At 57.7% G+C, this 17,554-nt stretch carries 13 protein-coding genes; 5 read left to right on the forward strand and 8 right to left on the reverse strand.

Annotated elements, in window-relative coordinates:
• Positions 1 to 217: 217 nt before the first annotated feature.
• Entirely contained in the window at positions 218 to 1,618 is a 1,401-nt protein-coding gene (gene asnS, locus ACA373_RS01040) for an asparagine--tRNA ligase (RefSeq protein WP_253454691.1), read from the reverse strand.
• A gap of 167 nt (positions 1,619 to 1,785) precedes the next feature.
• On the reverse strand, positions 1,786 to 2,991 hold the full coding sequence (pncB, locus tag ACA373_RS01045) for a nicotinate phosphoribosyltransferase (RefSeq protein WP_253454690.1): 1,206 nt from the start codon (positions 2,989 to 2,991) through the stop codon (positions 1,786 to 1,788).
• A gap of 263 nt (positions 2,992 to 3,254) precedes the next feature.
• Here pncB and pepN point away from each other — a divergent pair, with 263 nt between their 5' ends.
• Positions 3,255 to 5,870: an aminopeptidase N gene (gene pepN, locus ACA373_RS01050; RefSeq protein WP_253454689.1), complete on the forward strand. Its 2,616-nt coding sequence runs from the start codon at positions 3,255 to 3,257 to the stop codon at positions 5,868 to 5,870.
• Between the two features lie 64 nt (positions 5,871 to 5,934).
• Here pepN and ssuB read toward each other — a convergent pair whose 3' ends face one another.
• Genes ssuB through ssuE form a run of 5 tightly spaced genes read right to left on the reverse strand, consistent with a single transcriptional unit; the run spans position 5,935 to position 10,191 of the window.
• On the reverse strand, positions 5,935 to 6,723 hold the full coding sequence (gene ssuB, locus ACA373_RS01055; protein WP_370733880.1) for an aliphatic sulfonates ABC transporter ATP-binding protein: 789 nt from the start codon (positions 6,721 to 6,723) through the stop codon (positions 5,935 to 5,937).
• Positions 6,720 to 7,511, reverse strand: a complete 792-nt coding sequence (gene ssuC, locus ACA373_RS01060; protein ID WP_253454687.1) for an aliphatic sulfonate ABC transporter permease SsuC — start codon at positions 7,509 to 7,511, stop codon at positions 6,720 to 6,722. The genes ssuB and ssuC overlap by 4 nt, the downstream gene beginning before the upstream one ends.
• A gap of 7 nt (positions 7,512 to 7,518) precedes the next feature.
• Entirely contained in the window at positions 7,519 to 8,664 is a 1,146-nt protein-coding gene (gene ssuD, locus ACA373_RS01065; RefSeq protein WP_253454686.1) for an FMNH2-dependent alkanesulfonate monooxygenase, read from the reverse strand.
• Positions 8,661 to 9,629, reverse strand: a complete 969-nt coding sequence (locus ACA373_RS01070; protein WP_369894888.1) for a sulfonate ABC transporter substrate-binding protein — start codon at positions 9,627 to 9,629, stop codon at positions 8,661 to 8,663. Before ACA373_RS01070 ends, ssuD begins: the two co-directional genes overlap by 4 nt.
• A 10-nt stretch (positions 9,630 to 9,639) precedes the next feature.
• On the reverse strand, positions 9,640 to 10,191 hold the full coding sequence (gene ssuE / locus ACA373_RS01075; RefSeq protein WP_253454684.1) for an NADPH-dependent FMN reductase: 552 nt from the start codon (positions 10,189 to 10,191) through the stop codon (positions 9,640 to 9,642).
• A gap of 374 nt (positions 10,192 to 10,565) precedes the next feature.
• Between ssuE and pyrD the strand changes: the two genes are divergently transcribed.
• Entirely contained in the window at positions 10,566 to 11,576 is a 1,011-nt protein-coding gene (pyrD, locus tag ACA373_RS01080) for a quinone-dependent dihydroorotate dehydrogenase (protein ID WP_253461041.1), read from the forward strand.
• 162 nt (positions 11,577 to 11,738) lie between these two features.
• Positions 11,739 to 12,281, forward strand: a complete 543-nt coding sequence (locus ACA373_RS01085; RefSeq protein ID WP_253454683.1) for a cell division protein ZapC — start codon at positions 11,739 to 11,741, stop codon at positions 12,279 to 12,281.
• On the opposite strand, the gene ACA373_RS01090 is transcribed toward ACA373_RS01085, so the two are convergent.
• The gene (locus ACA373_RS01090; RefSeq protein WP_370733881.1) at positions 12,278 to 13,393 is read right to left on the reverse strand and encodes a YcbX family protein; all 1,116 of its coding nucleotides are present in this window, start codon (positions 13,391 to 13,393) and stop codon (positions 12,278 to 12,280) included. The genes ACA373_RS01085 and ACA373_RS01090 overlap by 4 nt on opposite strands.
• 135 nt (positions 13,394 to 13,528) lie before the next feature.
• On the opposite strand from ACA373_RS01090, the gene rlmKL reads away from it, so the two are divergent.
• Together rlmKL and ACA373_RS01100 are read left to right on the forward strand one after the other, a co-directional pair.
• Complete coding sequence (rlmKL, locus tag ACA373_RS01095; RefSeq protein WP_370733882.1) at positions 13,529 to 15,640, forward strand: bifunctional 23S rRNA (guanine(2069)-N(7))-methyltransferase RlmK/23S rRNA (guanine(2445)-N(2))-methyltransferase RlmL; 2,112 nt, start codon at positions 13,529 to 13,531, stop codon at positions 15,638 to 15,640.
• A 5-nt stretch (positions 15,641 to 15,645) separates the two neighbouring features.
• A complete protein-coding gene (locus tag ACA373_RS01100; protein ID WP_253454680.1) occupies positions 15,646 to 17,553 on the forward strand; it encodes an ABC transporter ATP-binding protein in 1,908 nt (635 codons plus the stop codon).
• The last annotated feature ends 1 nt before the right edge of the window (position 17,554 follow it).

Consider the following 17,554-nt stretch of genomic DNA (forward strand, 5'->3'; position numbering starts at 1 on the left):
TCTTCCTGTATCTGCACGCATCTTTCCATTCGCGGTGCGGTTAATCTACCTCGAAAATGCTACTAATATCCTATTCTGGTTACAGGAAGAAAATTTGTGTTTCTATATGTAAATAAAACGGAACTTTGTGAACTATATCTAAATTTACAAAAATAAAAAAAGGCCAGCGAGGCTGGCCTTAGTTATATATATGAATTTCTTATATTTAATGCAAAAATCAGAAGCTGGCGTTGCGCGGCGTCCTTGGGAAGGCGATGACGTCCCTGACATTTTGCACGCCGGTAACGTAGGCGATCAGGCGCTCAAAACCTAAGCCGAAGCCGGAATGAGGCACGGTGCCGTAGCGGCGCAGATCGCGATACCACCAGTAGTCTTCTTTGTTCAGCCCCATCTCCGCCAGACGCGCGTCCAGCACGTCCAGACGCTCTTCACGCTGCGAACCGCCGATGATTTCACCAATGCCCGGCGCCAGAACGTCCATCGCCGCCACGGTTTTGCCATCGTCGTTCAGGCGCATATAGAACGCCTTGATGTCTTTCGGGTAGTTTTTCACTACGACCGGCGCTTTAAAATGTTTCTCCGCCAGGTAGCGCTCGTGCTCGGACGAGAGATCGATACCCCAGGAGACGGCGTTTTCAAACTTCTCGCCGCAGGCTTTCAGGATCTCGATAGCATCGGTGTAATCCACCTGCGCAAAATCGGTAGTAACAAATTGCTCCAGGCGAGTAATCGCTTCTTTGTCTACGCGTTCGGCAAAGAAAGCCATATCGTCGGCACGTTCGGCCAGGACGGCCTTAAAGACGTACTTCAGCATGGCTTCAGCCAGCGCGGCGTTATCTTCCAGATCGGCGAAGGCCACTTCCGGCTCCAGCATCCAGAATTCCGCCAGGTGACGGCTGGTATTGGAGTTTTCAGCGCGGAAAGTCGGGCCGAAGGTGTAGATTTTGGAAATCGCGCTGGCGTAGGTTTCACCGTTAAGCTGGCCGGAAACGGTCAGGAACGCCTCTTTACCGAAGAAATCTTCATCGTAATTGACTTTGCCTTCCGGCGTACGCGGCAGGTTTTCCATATCGAGCGTGGAGACGCGGAACATTTCACCAGCGCCTTCCGTATCGGAAGCGGTGATCAGCGGGGTGGAGACCCAGAAAAACCCCTGCTCGTCAAAGAAGCGATGCAGCGCCTGCGCCAGCGTATGGCGAACGCGCGCGACGGCGCCGATCAGGTTAGTGCGCGGACGCAAATGCGCCACTTCACGCAGATACTCGATGCTGTGACGCTTGGCCGCCATCGGATAGGTGTCCGGATCGTCGACCCAGCCCACGACTTCCACCGCGCTGGCCTGGATCTCAAAGCTCTGGCCCTGGCCTGGCGAGGCCACGACTTTTCCGGTGATTGCCACGGAACAGCCGGTGGTCAGGCGCAGCACTTCTTCCTGGTAATTATTCAGAGAATTATTAACGACGGCCTGGACAGGATTAAAGCAGGAACCGTCGTAGACGGCGATAAAGGAAATACCGGCTTTTGAATCTCTTCGGGTACGCACCCAGCCGCGAACGGTGACTTCGCTGTCAACCGCGATCCGGCCTTGCAGTACATCCGCTACAGGCACAACGCTCATATAAGTCTCTCTTTTCATCAGAATTAAAATTACCCGAAACCGGGGCAATGCTATGTTACTTGCCAGAAGATGAGACACAAGAAGAATTCGTTGCGAGGCAGGAGATTTCTTAACGAAAGGCAATCAGAAAGAGGGAAAGGCAGGGCGCCTTTCTCTCTGTAGGCAGCCTAGCTGGCTTTTTTCACCAGCGGCAGATCGAACGCCTTGCGCAGGGCGCGAACAAAAGCTTTATCCTGGCAAATGGTTTTGCCGGGGCTGTCGGAGAGTTTGGCGACCGGTTTGCCGTTGCACTCCACCAGCTTAATGACGATATTCAGCGGTTTTACCTGAGGGATATCGCAGGTCAGCCGCGTGCCGATACCGAAAATAACCTCGATGCGCTGGCCAAAGTGGCGATAAAGCTCCACCGCTTTTGGCAAATCGAGATTGTCTGAAAAGACCAGCGTTTTTTCCTGCGGATCGATGCCGAGCTTTTCGTAATGCGCGATGGCTTTTTCACCCCATTCCACGGGATCGCCGGAGTCATGGCGCAGTCCCTGATAGCTGCTGGCGAAATTCAGGCCGAAATCACGCAGGAAAGCGTCCATGGTGATGCAGTCGGTCAGCGCGATACCCAGACGGTTCGGATACTCCTCCAGCCAGGCCTGCAAGGCGGCGCGCTGGCTGTTGGCCAGAACAGGGCTGATCTGCTGATGTGCCTGGAACCATTCATGCGCCTGTGTGCCCACCGGCGCGAGCTGTAGCTGCCGGGCAACATCGTAGTTGCTGGAGCCGACCAGCCAGGGGAAATCGGCTTTTAGCGTGCTGACAATCGCCAGCTGCACATCGCGGGAGAAACGGCGGCGCGTACCGAAGTCCATCAGCTTAAAGCGGGACATATCCAAATCTGCCGTCAGCTTGCCGAAGTCAAGCAGCTTGCTTTGCAGACGCTCGACGGCCATCGCGGGGACGACCAGCGGCGAGCGGTGGCGGTGCACCACTTCGCTGATCAGCGCCAGCAGCGGCACCTCCCACATAATCACCTCCCGCCACGGGCCGGCGATGCGGATATCCAGCTTGCCCTGATGATTGCGGATGCGCACCTGAGCAGGGTCATAGCGGAATTGTTTCAGCCACTGCAGATAATCCGCGCTGAAAAACGGCAGTCCGGCAAGATAGCGGCTCTCTTCGTCGCTGAGCGCCAGCGACTGCATCAGGGTCACCTGTTGAGCGATTTCCTCAGCGTAGATGCCAAGCAGATCGTCGCCACGGCAGCGAAACTCAGCCACTACGGAAACGTTCTGATAGCGATGAAATACCGCCTGCTGCATATGCAGCTTATAGGCGTCCGTATCCAGCAGCGTGGTCAGTATCGGGGAAGCATGTCGTGTCATGGTGCGTTTCAGCATCCTCTGGCGAAGAGCGTTATCCCTGGTTTAAAAAATAGTAATGACGCAGGAGTATAACTTGAATACTCATTTATTGAACCCGATCACAGCACAATTCGATCCGGCAGGTCGAGGGCAATCCGTGCGATTGTTAAGAGGATGTAGCTTTTAACAGCAATTCCGACCGCCCGACGCGATTCTCCATGGCAACATTGCAGGAAGCGGAATAGACTTGCAAAGTTAACTAATTATCGACATGAGAAGCACTTATGACGCAACTGCCACAAGCCAAAAATCGCCATGATTATCGTGCGCCGGATTACACCATTACCGACATCGATCTGACGTTTGAACTGGATGCCGCAACCACCCGTGTGACGGCCGTCAGCCGCGTAAAGCGTTTGGGCCAGGCTGATGCGTCGCTGCGTCTGGATGGGGAAGATCTGACGCTGGTCTCGCTGGAGATTGACGATCGGCCCTGGACGGATTACGCGCTGGAAGAGGGCGCGCTGATAGTTTCCGGCCTGCCGGAGTCATTCACGATGAAAATTGTCAACGATATTCATCCGGATAAAAACAGCGCGCTGGAAGGCCTGTATAAATCGGGCGAGGCGCTTTGTACCCAGTGCGAGGCCGAAGGCTTCCGCCATATCACCTGGTATCTGGATCGGCCTGACGTGCTGGCTCGCTTCACCACGACCATCATCGCGGAACAACAGCTTTATCCGTATCTGCTGTCAAACGGCAACCGGATAGCCGGCGGCGAAGCGGAAAACGGACGTCACTGGGTAAAATGGGAAGATCCTTTTCCAAAGCCGTGCTACCTGTTTGCGCTGGTGGCAGGCGACTTTGACGTGCTGCGCGACAGCTTTAAAACGCGCTCCGGCCGGGATGTTGCGCTGGAGATCTTCGTGGATCGCGGCAACCTCGATCGCGCCGACTGGGCAATGACCTCGCTGAAAAACAGCATGAAGTGGGACGAGCAGCGTTTCGGCCTGGAATACGATCTGGATATCTTTATGATCGTCGCCGTCGACTTCTTCAACATGGGCGCGATGGAAAATAAAGGCCTGAACGTCTTTAACTCTAAGTACGTGCTGGCGAAAGCGGAAACGGCGACGGATAAAGACTATCTGGGCATTGAGGCGGTGATCGGCCACGAATATTTCCACAACTGGACGGGCAACCGCGTCACCTGCCGCGACTGGTTCCAGCTTAGCCTGAAAGAGGGCCTGACCGTATTCCGCGATCAGGAATTCAGTTCCGATCTCGGCTCTCGCGCGGTCAATCGTATCGATAACGTGCGCGTGATGCGCGGCGCGCAGTTTGCCGAAGACGCCAGCCCAATGGCGCATCCGATCCGCCCTGAGCAGGTGATCGAGATGAACAACTTCTATACGCTGACCGTGTATGAAAAAGGGTCTGAAGTTATTCGTATGCTGCACACCCTGCTGGGCGAGGCGAATTTCCAGAAAGGCATGCAGCTTTACTTCGAGCGCCACGACGGCAGCGCAGCGACCTGCGACGATTTTGTGCAGGCGATGGAGGATGCTTCCAACGTCGATCTTTCCCAGTTCCGCCGCTGGTACAGCCAGTCCGGCACGCCGGTGCTTTCCGTACGCGATGACTATAACGCCGAGCTACAACAGTACACGCTGCACGTTACCCAAATGACGCCGCCAACGGCCGATCAGAAAAACAAGCTGCCGCTGCATATTCCGCTGGATATCGAGCTTTACGACAGTGAAGGCAACGTCATTCCTTTGCAGCACAATGGTCATCCGGTTCATCATGTGCTGAACGTGACGGAAGAATTCCAGAGCTTTGTGTTCGACGAGGTTTATCAGCAGCCGATCCCCTCGTTGCTGCGTGAATTCTCCGCGCCGGTGAAGCTGGACTACAACTGGAGCGATGCGCAGCTGACTTTCCTGATGCGCCATGCCCGTAACGATTTCTCACGTTGGGATGCCGCGCAAAGTCTGCTGGCGACCCATATCAGGCTGAACGTCGCCCGCTTCCAGCAGGGCCAGCCGCTTTCGCTGCCGCTGCACGTTGCCGATGCTTTCCGCGCCGTGCTGCTGGAGGAAAACAGCGATCCGGCATTGATGGCGCTGATCCTGACGCTGCCTGGCGAAAACGAAATTGCCGAGCTGTTTGAGGTAATCGATCCGGTAGCCATTGCGGAAGTGCGCCGTGCGCTGCTGAGCACGCTGGCTACGGAGCTGGCGGATGAGTGGCTGGCGGTTTACAACGCGCATCGTGTGGACGAATATCGTATCGATCATGCCGATATCGGCAAGCGCGCGCTGAAAAATACCTGTCTCAACTACCTGGCCTTCGGCGAAACAGGGCTGGCCGAGAAACTGGTTACCGCCCAGTTCCGTCAGGCGAACAATATGACCGACTCGCTGGCGGCGATGACGGCCTCGGTTGCCGCGCAGCTGCCGTGCCGGGAAACGCTGCTGGCCGAATTCGACGAGCGCTGGCATAAAGATGGCCTGGTGATGGACAAGTGGTTTACTTTGCAGGCCACCAGCCCGGCTGCGGACGTACTTAGCCGCGTTCGCGCGCTGCTCAGCCATCGTTCCTTTACGCTAAGCAATCCAAACCGTATCCGTTCGCTAATCGGCGCGTTCGCCTCGGCTAACCCTTCCGCCTTCCACGCTGCTGACGGTAGCGGTTACCAGTTCCTGGTGGAGATCCTGACCGATCTGAATACGCGCAATCCTCAGGTTGCCTCGCGCATCATTGAGCCGCTGATCCGCTTTAAACGCTACGACGAAGCCCGTCAGGCGCTGATGCGCGGCGCGCTTGAGAAGTTAAAGGCACTGGAGAACCTTTCCGGCGACCTTTACGAAAAAATCAGCAAGGCGCTTCAGGACTAATCGTCCGGCGTAAATGACAAAAAGCCCCGACAGTCGGGGCTTTTTCTTTTAGCAACGGCGTAAATCAGCGTTGCGCGTAGCGTTTTTCTTCTTCCACCGGCGAGCGTTTCATGACGCGATCCAGCACTTTCGCTTCCAGCTCTGCCAGCCGCACGGAGCCTTTACGGCGCGGGCGCGGCAGGTCGATTACCAAATCCAGCCCGATATTGCCTTCTTCAATCAGCAGCACCCGGTCAGCCATCGCCACGGCTTCGCTGACGTCATGGGTGACCAGCAGCACGGTGAAATGATGCTGCTGCCACAGCGACTCGATCAGATCCTGCATTTCAATACGCGTCAGCGCATCCAGCGCGCCTAAAGGCTCATCCAGCAGCAGCAAACCCGGCCGGTGGATCAGCGCGCGGGCCAGCGCCACACGCTGCTTTTGCCCGCCGGACAGCGCCGCAGGCCATTCGTTGGCGCGTTCCGCCAGGCCGACGGCTGCCAGCGCCTCCAGCGCGTCGCTTTTCCAGGCACGGCCTTTCAATCCCAGGCCAACGTTATCGATAATGCTTTTCCACGGCAGCAGGCGCGCATCCTGAAACATCAGGCGGGTATCGTCTCTGGCTTCGCTCAGCGGCGCGCTACCGGCCAGCAGCTCGCCGGCGCTGCTTTTTTCCAGCCCGGCCAGCAGGCGAAGCAGGGTGCTTTTACCGCAGCCGCTGCGTCCGACCACCGCCACAAACTGGCCGGAAGGAATATGCAAATCGATGTTATTCAGCACGGAGCGGCCGTGATACTGCTTGCTGACGCGGTTAACGATCAGAGGCGTACCGGCGTTAAGACGCGCTGGAGAAGACGTTAACTCGCTCATGCGTTTTCCTCTTTAAGTTGATAAGCCGGATGCCAGCGCAACCAGACGCGTTCCAGTAACAGCGCGCTGACGTCAGCCAGTTTACCGAGCAGGGCATACAGGATAATGGCAACCACCACGATATCGGTCTGCAAAAATTCGCGCGCGTTCATTGCCAGATAGCCGATGCCGGAGTTGGCGGAAATGGTTTCCGCCACGATCAGCGTCAGCCACATCAGGCCCAGGGCAAAGCGCACGCCGACCATAATGGAGGGCAGCGCGCCCGGCAGCACCACCTGAATAAACAGGCTCCAGCCGGAGAGGCCATAGCTGCGGGCCATCTCTACCAGGCCGCGATCGATATTGCGGATGCCGTGATAGGTATTGAGATAAATAGGGAACAGCGTACCCAGCGCCACCAGAAAAATCTTGGCGGATTCGTCAATGCCAAACCACAGGATCACCAGCGGGATCAGCGCCAGGTGCGGCACGTTACGCAGCATTTGCACCGACGTGTCCAGCAGCCGTTCGCCCAGGCGCGACATGCCGGTAATCAGGCCGAGGATCAGGCCGATGGAACCGCCAATGCTGAAGCCGACCGCCGCACGCCAGCTGCTGATCGCCAGGTGCTGCCACAGCTCGCCACTGGCCGACAGCTTCCAGAACGTAATCACTATGGCTTCTGGCGAAGGCAAAATACGGGTAGAAAGCCAGCCGGTCTGTGAGGCGATTTGCCACACGATCACCAGCGCAATGGGCAGTGCCCATGGGATCAGCTGATTGCCGATACGATTAAGCGGTTTGCTCATAGCCACCTCAGCTCTGCGACACTTTTTGTGGAGCGAAATCATGCGCTACGGCTTCGCCGTGCGCGGTAATGTTGTTCGGCTGCGGCACTTCCGGCACGTTCAAATCGAGATGCGGGAACAGCAGCTCGCCGACGCGATAGGCCTCTTCCAGATGTGGATAGCCGGACAAAATAAACGTCTCGATGCCCAGATCGGCATACTCCTGCATCCTGGCCGCTACGGTAGCGCCATCGCCGACCAGCGCGGTGCCCGCGCCGCCGCGTACCAGTCCGACGCCCGCCCACAGGTTGGGTGAAATCTCCAGCTTATCGCGACGTCCGCCGTGCAGGGCGGCCATGCGGTGCTGACCGACCGAATCGGTTTTTGCCAGCGCGGCCTGCGCCTTAGCAATAGTGGCGTCATCCAGATGCGAAATCAGACGATCTGCCGCTTTCCAGGCCTCTTCATTGGTCTCCCGCACGATAACGTGCAGGCGGATGCCGAACTTCACCGTTCTGCCCTGGGCCGCCGCTTTCGCCCGCACCTGCTCAATCTTCTCTTTGACCTGCGCTGGCGGTTCGCCCCATGTCAGGTAGACATCGACCTGTTCCGCTGCCAGATCCTGAGCAGGTTCGGAAGAGCCGCCAAACCATAACGGCGGACGCGGCTGCTGCACGGGCCGAAACATCAGCCGGGCGCCGCGAACGTGCACGTGCTTGCCTTCGTAATCCACCGTTTCGCCTTCCAGCACGCGACGCCAGACGCGGGTAAATTCCGCCGACTCAACATAGCGCTCACGGTGATCCAGAAAGACGCCGTCGCCCGCCAGCTCTTCCGCATCGCCGCCGGTCACCAGGTTAAACAGCGCACGGCCGTTTGACAGCCTATCCAGCGTGGCGGCCTGGCGCGCGGCCTGCGTAGGGGAGATTACGCCGGGACGCAGCGCAACCAGAAAACGCAGGCGCTGCGTCACGGGGATCAGCGACGCGGCCACCAGCCAGGCATCCTCACAGGAACGCCCTGTTGGGATCAGCACACCACCAAAACCCAGACGATCGGCAGCCTGAGCAATTTGCTGCAGATAAGCGTGGTCGACAGGACGCGCGCCCTCCGTCGTGCCTAAATAGTGACCATCGCCATGCGTGGGCAGAAACCAGAAAACGGAAAGGCTCATTGTGGGACTCCTTGCGTAGCGGCGGCGACATGCCAGACACGGCTGGCGATATCGACTTTCACCGGCATTAAATGGTTAGCGTAAAAGAGATCGGCGGTATGCTGCTGGGCCTGTACGGTTTTCTCGCTGACCGGGCCGATAACGGTCGGCGGACGGTGATCGAGATAGCTGGCGATAACCGGTTTCGGCAGGCCGATAGTTTGCGAAAGCAGGGCAATGCTCTGCTCGCGATCGCTGCGGGTCAGCTCGTCGGCCTTGCTGAACGTCTCCAGCACCTGCTGCACGAAAGCGCCGTTGGCTTCAGCAAAGGGGCGGGTCGCCAGATAAAACGAACCGGTCAGGTTCAGCCCGTCGCCATCGGCCAGCACCCGCACGCCGCCCTGCAACAGCGCGGCGGAATAGTAGGGATCCCAGATAGCCCAGGCATCGACATCGCCCTGCTGGAAAGCCGCGCGGGCATCGGCAGGCGTCAGATAGGCAGGCTGAATATCACTGAATTTCAGCCCGGCTTTGGTCAGCGCGCGCAGCAGTAAATTATGCGAGCTGGAGCCCTTCTGGAAAGCCACCTTATGGCCTTTCAGTTCGGCGACGCTTCTAATCGGGCTGTCTTTGGCTACCAGGATCACTTCAGATTGCGGCTTGGGCGGCTCTGAGCCGACATAAAGCAGATCGGCACCGGCCGCCTGGGCGAAGATTGGCGGAATGTCGCCCGTGCTGCCCAAATCGATGCTGTTAACATTCAGCGCTTCCAGCATTTGCGGGCCGGCCGGAAACTCAATCCATTTAATCTGCGTATGAGGGAAACGCTTTTCCAGCAGCTGATGCGAGCGGGCCAGCGCCATGCTCACCGACCCTTTTTGATAGCCAATACGGAAAGCGGCAGGCGCGGCCTCGTCCGCCAGCGCGCCGCCAGTGAACAGCGCGCTGAAGGCCAGCGCCGAGACAAAACGTGTAAACAGGCTCATGGGCGCTTCCTTATACCGCTGCGGCCAGCCGCTGATGACGACGCGACAGCGCATACCAGAAGGTGTCGAGTGATTCCGCAATGCGTTCGGCAAGCAGGGGAGAAAGTTCGGGCTGGCGATCGTAATGGCTAATCTGGCTGTCGTCGGCAAACACGCCGTGCAGCACCTCCTGCGCCTTCAGCGCGTTAAGCACCGGTTTTAGCGCATAGTCCACGGCCAGCATATGCGCGATGGTGCCGCCGGTCGCCAGCGGCAGCACCACTTTATGCTCCAGTGCGCGTTCCGGCAGTAAGTCGAGCAGGGTTTTTAACGCGCCGGAAAAAGAGGCTTTATAAACAGGCGTGGCGACGATCAGCCCATCGGCATTAGCCAGATCCTCTTTTAAAGCCAGCAGCGCAGGCGAGTCGAAGCGGGCGTAAAGCAAATCCTCTGGAGGAAAGTTATGCAGGTTCCAGGGGATCACCTCGGCGCCTCGTTGCTCCAGCGCGTGCTGGCACAGGGTCAGCAGCGCGGTTGACCGCGAAGGATAGCGAGGACTGCCTGCCAGAGTAATAACGCGCATCATCTCTCCTTATAACCAAAAGTTATTGATTAAAATAATTCCTGAACTTATGGAACTATCCTGGCAGAGTGTGACGGACGCCTTAAATGATTTATCCGGCATATTTAAGTTACTTTTTGACTAAGCGAAAAACAGATAACAGGAAAGCGCGGAAAAAGAGAGGGATGGGGGCACGCAAACGTTTTACTTTCCCGGCAAAGGACTTTACCATTTTCCCCCGCGCCTGCAGCGTTGCTGCGCATGTCGAAGGCCGCTGTTCTTTGTATCTGATAACGTATAAAAGCGAAGAAGGCGTGTCGACCGCACAGTTTTCAGGGTTGCTGAGGCAACCGTTAGTCCTTTTCCGGCCCGGCATTATGGGCTACTCAGGAGCGATCATGTATAACCTGGTTCGTAACGCGCTTTTTCAGCTCGACGCCGAGCGTGCGCACGAATTGACCCTTCAGCAGCTGCACCGGATAACCGGAACGCCGCTTATTCATCTGGTTCGACAAACTCTTCCTTTTAAGCCCGTTAACTGCATGGGGCTGACGTTCAAAAACCCGCTGGGCCTGGCGGCGGGGCTGGATAAGAACGGTGAATGTATTGACGCCTTCGGCGCAATGGGCTTTGGCTTTATTGAAGTCGGCACCGTGACGCCACGACCGCAGGCGGGGAACGATAAGCCGCGTATGTTCCGCATCAGAGAGGCGGAAGGCATTATTAATCGTATGGGATTCAATAATCTGGGCGTGGACCAGCTGGTCAATAATGTCAGGCAGGCTCGCTTCGACGGCATTCTGGGCATCAATATCGGCAAAAATAAAGATACGCCGGTCGAAATGGGTAAAGAAGATTATTTAATCTGTATGGAGAAAGTTTATCCTTATGCAGGTTATATTGCGATCAACATCTCATCGCCGAATACGCCAGGGTTACGCACGCTGCAATATGGTGAAGCGCTGGACGATCTTTTGCAGGCGATTAAGCACAAACAACAGGCGCTGGAAAATCAGCATCAAAAATATGTGCCGGTAGCGGTCAAAATTGCGCCGGATTTAGCTGAAGAAGAACTTATCCAAATTGCCGACAGCCTGGTGCGGCATAATATTGATGGCGTGATCGCTACCAATACCACGCTGGATCGTTCGCTGGTTAGCGGCCTGAAATACAGCGAAGAAACGGGCGGCCTGAGCGGGCGTCCGGTACAGCTGAAAAGTACGGAAATCATTCGCCGTCTCTCGCAGGAACTGCAGGGCCGGCTGCCGATTATCGGCGTAGGCGGCATAGATTCGCTGGTGGCAGCCAAAGAAAAAATGGCGGCGGGCGCCTCGCTGGTGCAGATATATTCCGGTTTTATTTACAAAGGGCCGCCGCTGATTAAAGAAATTGTCAGTCATATTTGATTAAATGCAGGCTTAACGGGGCCAGGGGGTTTATTTTCCCCTCTGGCTCGTTTATATTTTCTCCTGTTTATGCATTATTCAGACTATTTTGGCACGGGGCGGATCGCGTGTTCGCTGACCTCGCGATAAATAGCCGACCTGACGATCATTACGGGATACTTCATGAGGATTAAACCTGACGACAGCTGGCGCTGGTTCTTCGATGACGAACAGGAACGCATGATGTTGGCTATGGCGGAAGGCGCGCTGTTCCGCTCACGCTTCCCTCGTAAAATGCTGACGCCCGATGCCTTTAACGCCGCACAATTCTCCGTCGACGACGCCGCCCTGTTTTCCACCTTCGCAGAAAAATGCCTGACGTGCGACCTGACCGAATGGCAGCGTACCGAGCTGGTGCTGAACGCGCTGGTTGCCCTGCGTTTTCTGAAGCCGCAGATGCCAAAAAGCTGGCACTTTTCCGCGCATCCGCGTCACTGTACGCCGCAGGATGGCGAGCTGGTAGCGGTGCGCCTGTGCGAAACGGGCGAAGAAGCCACGCTGCTGGTGGTGGAAGCGGGCGAAAATGCCGCGCTGTGCCTGCTGGCGCAGCCGGAGCTGCAGCTGGGCGGCAAAACGATGGTGCTGGGCGATGCTATCAAGGTGATGCACGATCGCCTGCTGCCCGCCATCAGCCAGCATATTTTCACCTTCGCCCGCGCCGTTTAACGCGCCAACAGCACCAGGTCGCCGTCCGGGACGCAGCTACAGCTTAACAGCGTGCCGTCCTCGCGCAGCGCGCCTTTCTTCAGCGCGCGAACCTGGCCGGACGCCAGCCGGACGCGGCAGCTGCCGCAAACGCCCGCACGGCAGGAGTAGGGGATGCGATAACCCTGCATCTCCAGCTGCTCCAGTAAAACCTGCTGATTGTTGCCGCTGAAGCGCTCGCCTTCCCAGCTGAGGGTGACGCTTTCCTGCGCTGCGGCAACCGCTTCCAGCGATTCCGCCACTTCACCCGCGCCATACAGGCGTGCCGGTTTATCGGCAACCACCTCCAGCTCGTCACCCACCCGCACGATGCCGCTGGTGCGTGCCACCAGGTTGATACCAAAATCGACATCGCCGCTGCCATCCATCGCGGTACGGAATTTTTGCAGGGTAGTCAGCGGCTCGCCGGTGGGATGCCTGCGGCCGCGCTCCGTGCTGACAGTGGTAAAAATGCAGCGGCTGCAAGGTTTCGGTGCGTCAAAAAGGATGCCGCCGATGCGCACCGTTGCCCAGCGATCTTCCGCCCATGCCGTCGTGCCCGTTACCACCAGGTTTGGACGGAACTGCTCCAGCTTTACGCCGGCCGGGCAACGCTTACGTAAATCGTGCAGCGAGGCCTCATTAATCAGCAAATAAGGATAGCCGTCGGCAAAGCCCAGCGGCACCTCGCTAAATCGCTGCACGCGCCGGGTCATCTCCGGTCCTACCCAGCGAAGCTGTACGGGACGCGGAAAAAAGCCGCTCAGCCAGCTGTTGATTGGCGCAGGCGCAATCAGCGCGGTGAAATGGTTGCCCCAGACTTCCACCGGCGCAGGCTCGGCGGCGAAATCCGCAAAGCGCACGGTGGCGCTGCTGCCGTCCGGCGCCGCCAGCAGCAGACCGTCCGGCAGCAGTGCGGGCGTAAAAAGCACCATTTCAGGATACTGACGCGCTGTAATAAAGGTGCCGTCCGCCTCGGTAAGCATAAAAATACGATCGAAGGCCAGGCCGCTGGCAAGCGCCTGAGCATGAGAAACCTGCGTGCCACGCATGGATTTTACGGGATGAATAAACAGACGGGACAGGCTAATCATGGTGCTCTCCAGCAGGGAAGAAAACGCCAGCGCAAAAAAAGAGCCGGGAGCGGCTGACGAAAAGAAGCTAACTTTATGACATGCGCCCCGGATTAGCTATAATGCGCAGCAATTTTCCAGATGATAAGTGATGTTATGAATTCTCTGTTTGCCAGTACGGCGCGTGGGCTCGAAGAGCTGTTAAAAAGTGAACTGGAAGCGCTGGGGGCCGAGGCCTGCCAGATTGTCCAGGGCGGCGTACATTTTCAGGGCGACGATCGTCTGATGTATCAGAGCCTGATGTGGAGCCGCCTGGCTTCCCGCATCCTGCTGCCGCTGACCGAATGCGGCGTATACAGCGACCTGGATCTCTATCTGGGCGTACAGGCTATCGACTGGCCGGCGCTGTTCGGCAGCGATAAAACCTTTGCCGTGCATTTCAGCGGGCTGAATGAAGTGATCCGCAACAGCCAGTACGGCGCGCTTAAAGTCAAAGACGCCATCGTGGACAGCTTTACCCGCAAAAACCTGGCGCGACCGGATGTGGATCGCGAGCAGCCGGATATCCGCGTTAACGTCTGGCTGAACAAAGACAATGCCAGCATTGCGCTGGATCTGAGCGGCGAAGGCCTGCACCAGCGCGGCTATCGCCAGCAAACCGGCATGGCGCCGCTCAAGGAAAACCTGGCGGCGGCTATCGTGCAGCGCTCCGGCTGGCAGGCGGGCACGCCGATGGTCGATCCTATGTGCGGCTCGGGCACGCTGCTGATTGAAGCGGCGATGATCGCCAGCGATCGCGCGCCTGGCCTGCATCGCACCCACTGGGGCTTTACCGGCTGGAACAAATTCGACGAGGCGCTGTGGCGTGAAGTGACCAGCGAAGCGAAAGTGCGCGCTCGTCGCGGGCTTCAGGAAACGACGTCCCGTTTTTATGGTTACGATAACGACTCCCGCGTCATTGAACGCGCGCGCGTTAACGCCCGTCGTGCAGGCCTGGCGGAGCTTATCAGCTTTACCACCCAGGACGTGCTGAAGCTGACCAATCCGCTGGCGGAAGGGCCAACCGGCACCGTGCTGAGCAACCCGCCTTACGGCGAACGTCTGGAAAGCGAACCGGCCCTGATTGCGCTGCACAGCCAGCTGGGACGCCTGATGAAACAGCATTTCGGCGGCTGGAACCTGTCGCTGTTCAGCGCGTCGCCGGAGCTGCTGAGCTGCCTGCAGCTGCGTGCTGAACGCCAGTTCAAGGCGAAAAACGGCCCGCTGGACTGCGTACAGAAAAACTATCAGCTGGGAGTGAATACCTCCGGCGTGGCGCAGATTGCGGAAGACTACGCTAACCGCCTGCGTAAAAACCTGAAGAAGCTGGAAAAATGGGCGCGTCAGGAAGGCATTGAGTGCTACCGCATTTACGATGCCGATCTGCCGGACTACAACGTCGCTGTCGATCGCTATGGCGAGTGGGTGGTGGTGCAGGAGTATGCGCCGCCGAAGACCATCGAGCCGTCTAAAGCCCGTCAGCGCCTGTTTGACGTTATTGCCGCCACGCTCAGCGTGCTGGATCTGCCGGCAAACCGTCTGGTGCTGAAAACCCGCGAGCGGCAGAAAGGCAAAAGCCAGTATCAGAAGCTGGGCGAAAAGGGCGACTTCTTCGAGGTTTCCGAGTTTAACGCGAAGCTGTGGGTAAATCTCACCGACTATCTGGATACCGGCCTGTTCCTGGATCACCGCATCGCGCGTAAAATGCTTGGGCAGATGAGCAAGGGCAAAGACTTCCTGAACCTGTTTGCCTATACCGGCAGCGCCAGCGTGCATGCCGGACTGGGCGGCGCCAAAAGCACCACCACGGTGGATATGTCGCGCACCTATCTGGAATGGGCAGAACGCAACCTGCGTCTGAACGGCCTGACCGGCCGCCAGCACCGCCTGATGCAGGCAGATTGCCTGAGCTGGCTGCGCGAGTCCGACGAGCAGTTCGATCTGATCTTTATCGATCCGCCAACCTTCTCGAACTCGAAAAGAATGGAAGAGAGTTTTGACGTGCAGCGCGATCATCTGCTGTTGATGAAAGATCTGAAAAGGCTGCTGCGCAAAAACGGCACCGTCATGTTCTCCAACAACAAGCGCGGCTTCAAAATGGATCTGGAAGGCCTGGCCGATCTTCAGCTGCACGCTGAAGAAATTACCGCGAAAACGCAGTCGCAGGACTTCGCCCGCAACCGTCAAATTCATAACTGCTGGCTGATTACTCACGCCGGTAAGGAATAAGTTTTATGTCACTGATCAGTATTCATGGCGCTTACCTCTCATTCAGCGACGCGCCGCTGTTGGATAACACCGAGCTGCATATTGAAGAGAACGAGCGCGTCTGTCTGGTAGGGCGCAACGGCGCGGGCAAGTCAACGCTGATGAAAATCATCAACCGCGAGCAGCCGCTGGACGATGGGCGCATCATTTATGAGCAGGACCTGGTTATCGCGCGCCTGCAACAGGATCCGCCGCGTAACGTAAAAGGCTCGGTGTATGACTTCGTTGCCGAAGGCGTGAATGAACAGGCCGAGTACCTGAAGGCCTATCATGCGATTTCGCATCTGGTAATGAGCGATCCCAGCGAGAAAAACCTGAACGAAATGGGCAGGCTGCAAAGCATTCTCGATCACCAGAACCTGTGGCAGCTGGAAACGCGTATTCAGGACGTGCTGAAGCAGATCGGCCTGGACGGCGATGCGCCGCTCTCCTCGCTGTCCGGCGGCTGGCTGCGTAAAGCGGCGCTGGGCCGCGCGCTGGTCAGCAATCCGCGCGTGCTGATGCTGGACGAGCCGACCAACCACCTGGATATCGAAACCATCGACTGGCTGGAAACCTTCCTGAAAACTTTCCAGGGCAGCATTATCTTTATCTCGCACGACCGTTCGTTTATCCGCAATATGGCGACGCGTATCGTTGACCTCGATCGCGGCAAGCTGGTTTCCTGGCCGGGCGACTACGATCAGTTCCTGCTGGGCAAAGAAGAAGCGCTGCGCGTGGAAGAGATGCAGAACGCCGAATTCGACCGCAAGCTGGCGCAGGAAGAAGTCTGGATCCGTCAGGGCATCAAAGCCCGTCGTACCCGTAACGAAGGACGCGTCCGCGCGCTGAAAGCATTGCGCAACGAGCGCGCCGAACGCCGCGAAGTGATGGGCAAAGCCAATATGCAGGTGGAAGAGGCGAGCCGCTCCGGCAAAATCGTCTTTGAACTGGAAAACGTCAGCTACGGCGTGGCGGGCAAACAGCTGGTGAAGGATTTCTCCCGCCAGGTGCAGCGCGGCGACAAAATTGCGCTGATCGGCCCGAACGGCTGCGGCAAGTCTACGCTGCTGAAGCTGATGCTCGATCAGCTGAAACCGGACAGCGGTCGCGTGCATATCGGCACCAAGCTTGAAGTGGCCTATTTCGATCAGCACCGGACGGAACTCGACCCCGATCGCACGGTGATGGATAACCTGGCGGAAGGCAAGCAGGAAGTGATGGTGAACGGCAAGCCGCGCCACGTGCTGGGCTATCTGCAGGACTTCCTGTTCCACCCTAAGCGTGCCATGACGCCAGTACGTGCGCTGTCGGGCGGAGAGCGTAACCGCCTGCTGCTGGCGCGCCTGTTCCTGAAGCCCAGCAACCTGCTGATCCTCGATGAACCGACCAACGATCTGGACGTGGAAACGCTGGAACTGCTGGAAGAGCTGATCGACGGCTATCAGGGCACGGTGCTGCTGGTCAGCCACGATCGTCAGTTTGTCGATAATACTGTTACCGAGTGCTGGATTTTTGAAGGCCAGGGCGAGATCGGCGCCTTTGTCGGCGGCTATCATGATGCTCAGCTGCAGCGCACCGCCTACAAGCAAACCCGCAGCGCGGCGCAAAGCGCGCCGGCCACGCGTCAGGAAACCGTAAAAAGCGATCCGGCAAAGCGTCCGGCGGCTAAGATGAGTTATAACCTGCAGCGCGAGCTGGAGCAGATGCCGCAGAAGATGGAGCAGCTGGAGAACGAGCTGGCCTCGCTGCAGGCGAAGGTGGCCGACGCCAGCTTCTTTGGCCAGCCGCACGACGTGACCCAGCCGGTACTGGATGCGCTTGCCGAAGCCGAACAGGCGCTGGAAAAGGCTTTCGAGCGCTGGGAATACCTGGAATCGCTGAAAAACCAATAAC

The sequence above is a fragment of the Erwinia sp. STN24 genome (assembly GCF_041320675.1).
Lineage (GTDB): Bacteria > Pseudomonadota > Gammaproteobacteria > Enterobacterales > Enterobacteriaceae > Erwinia > Erwinia aeris.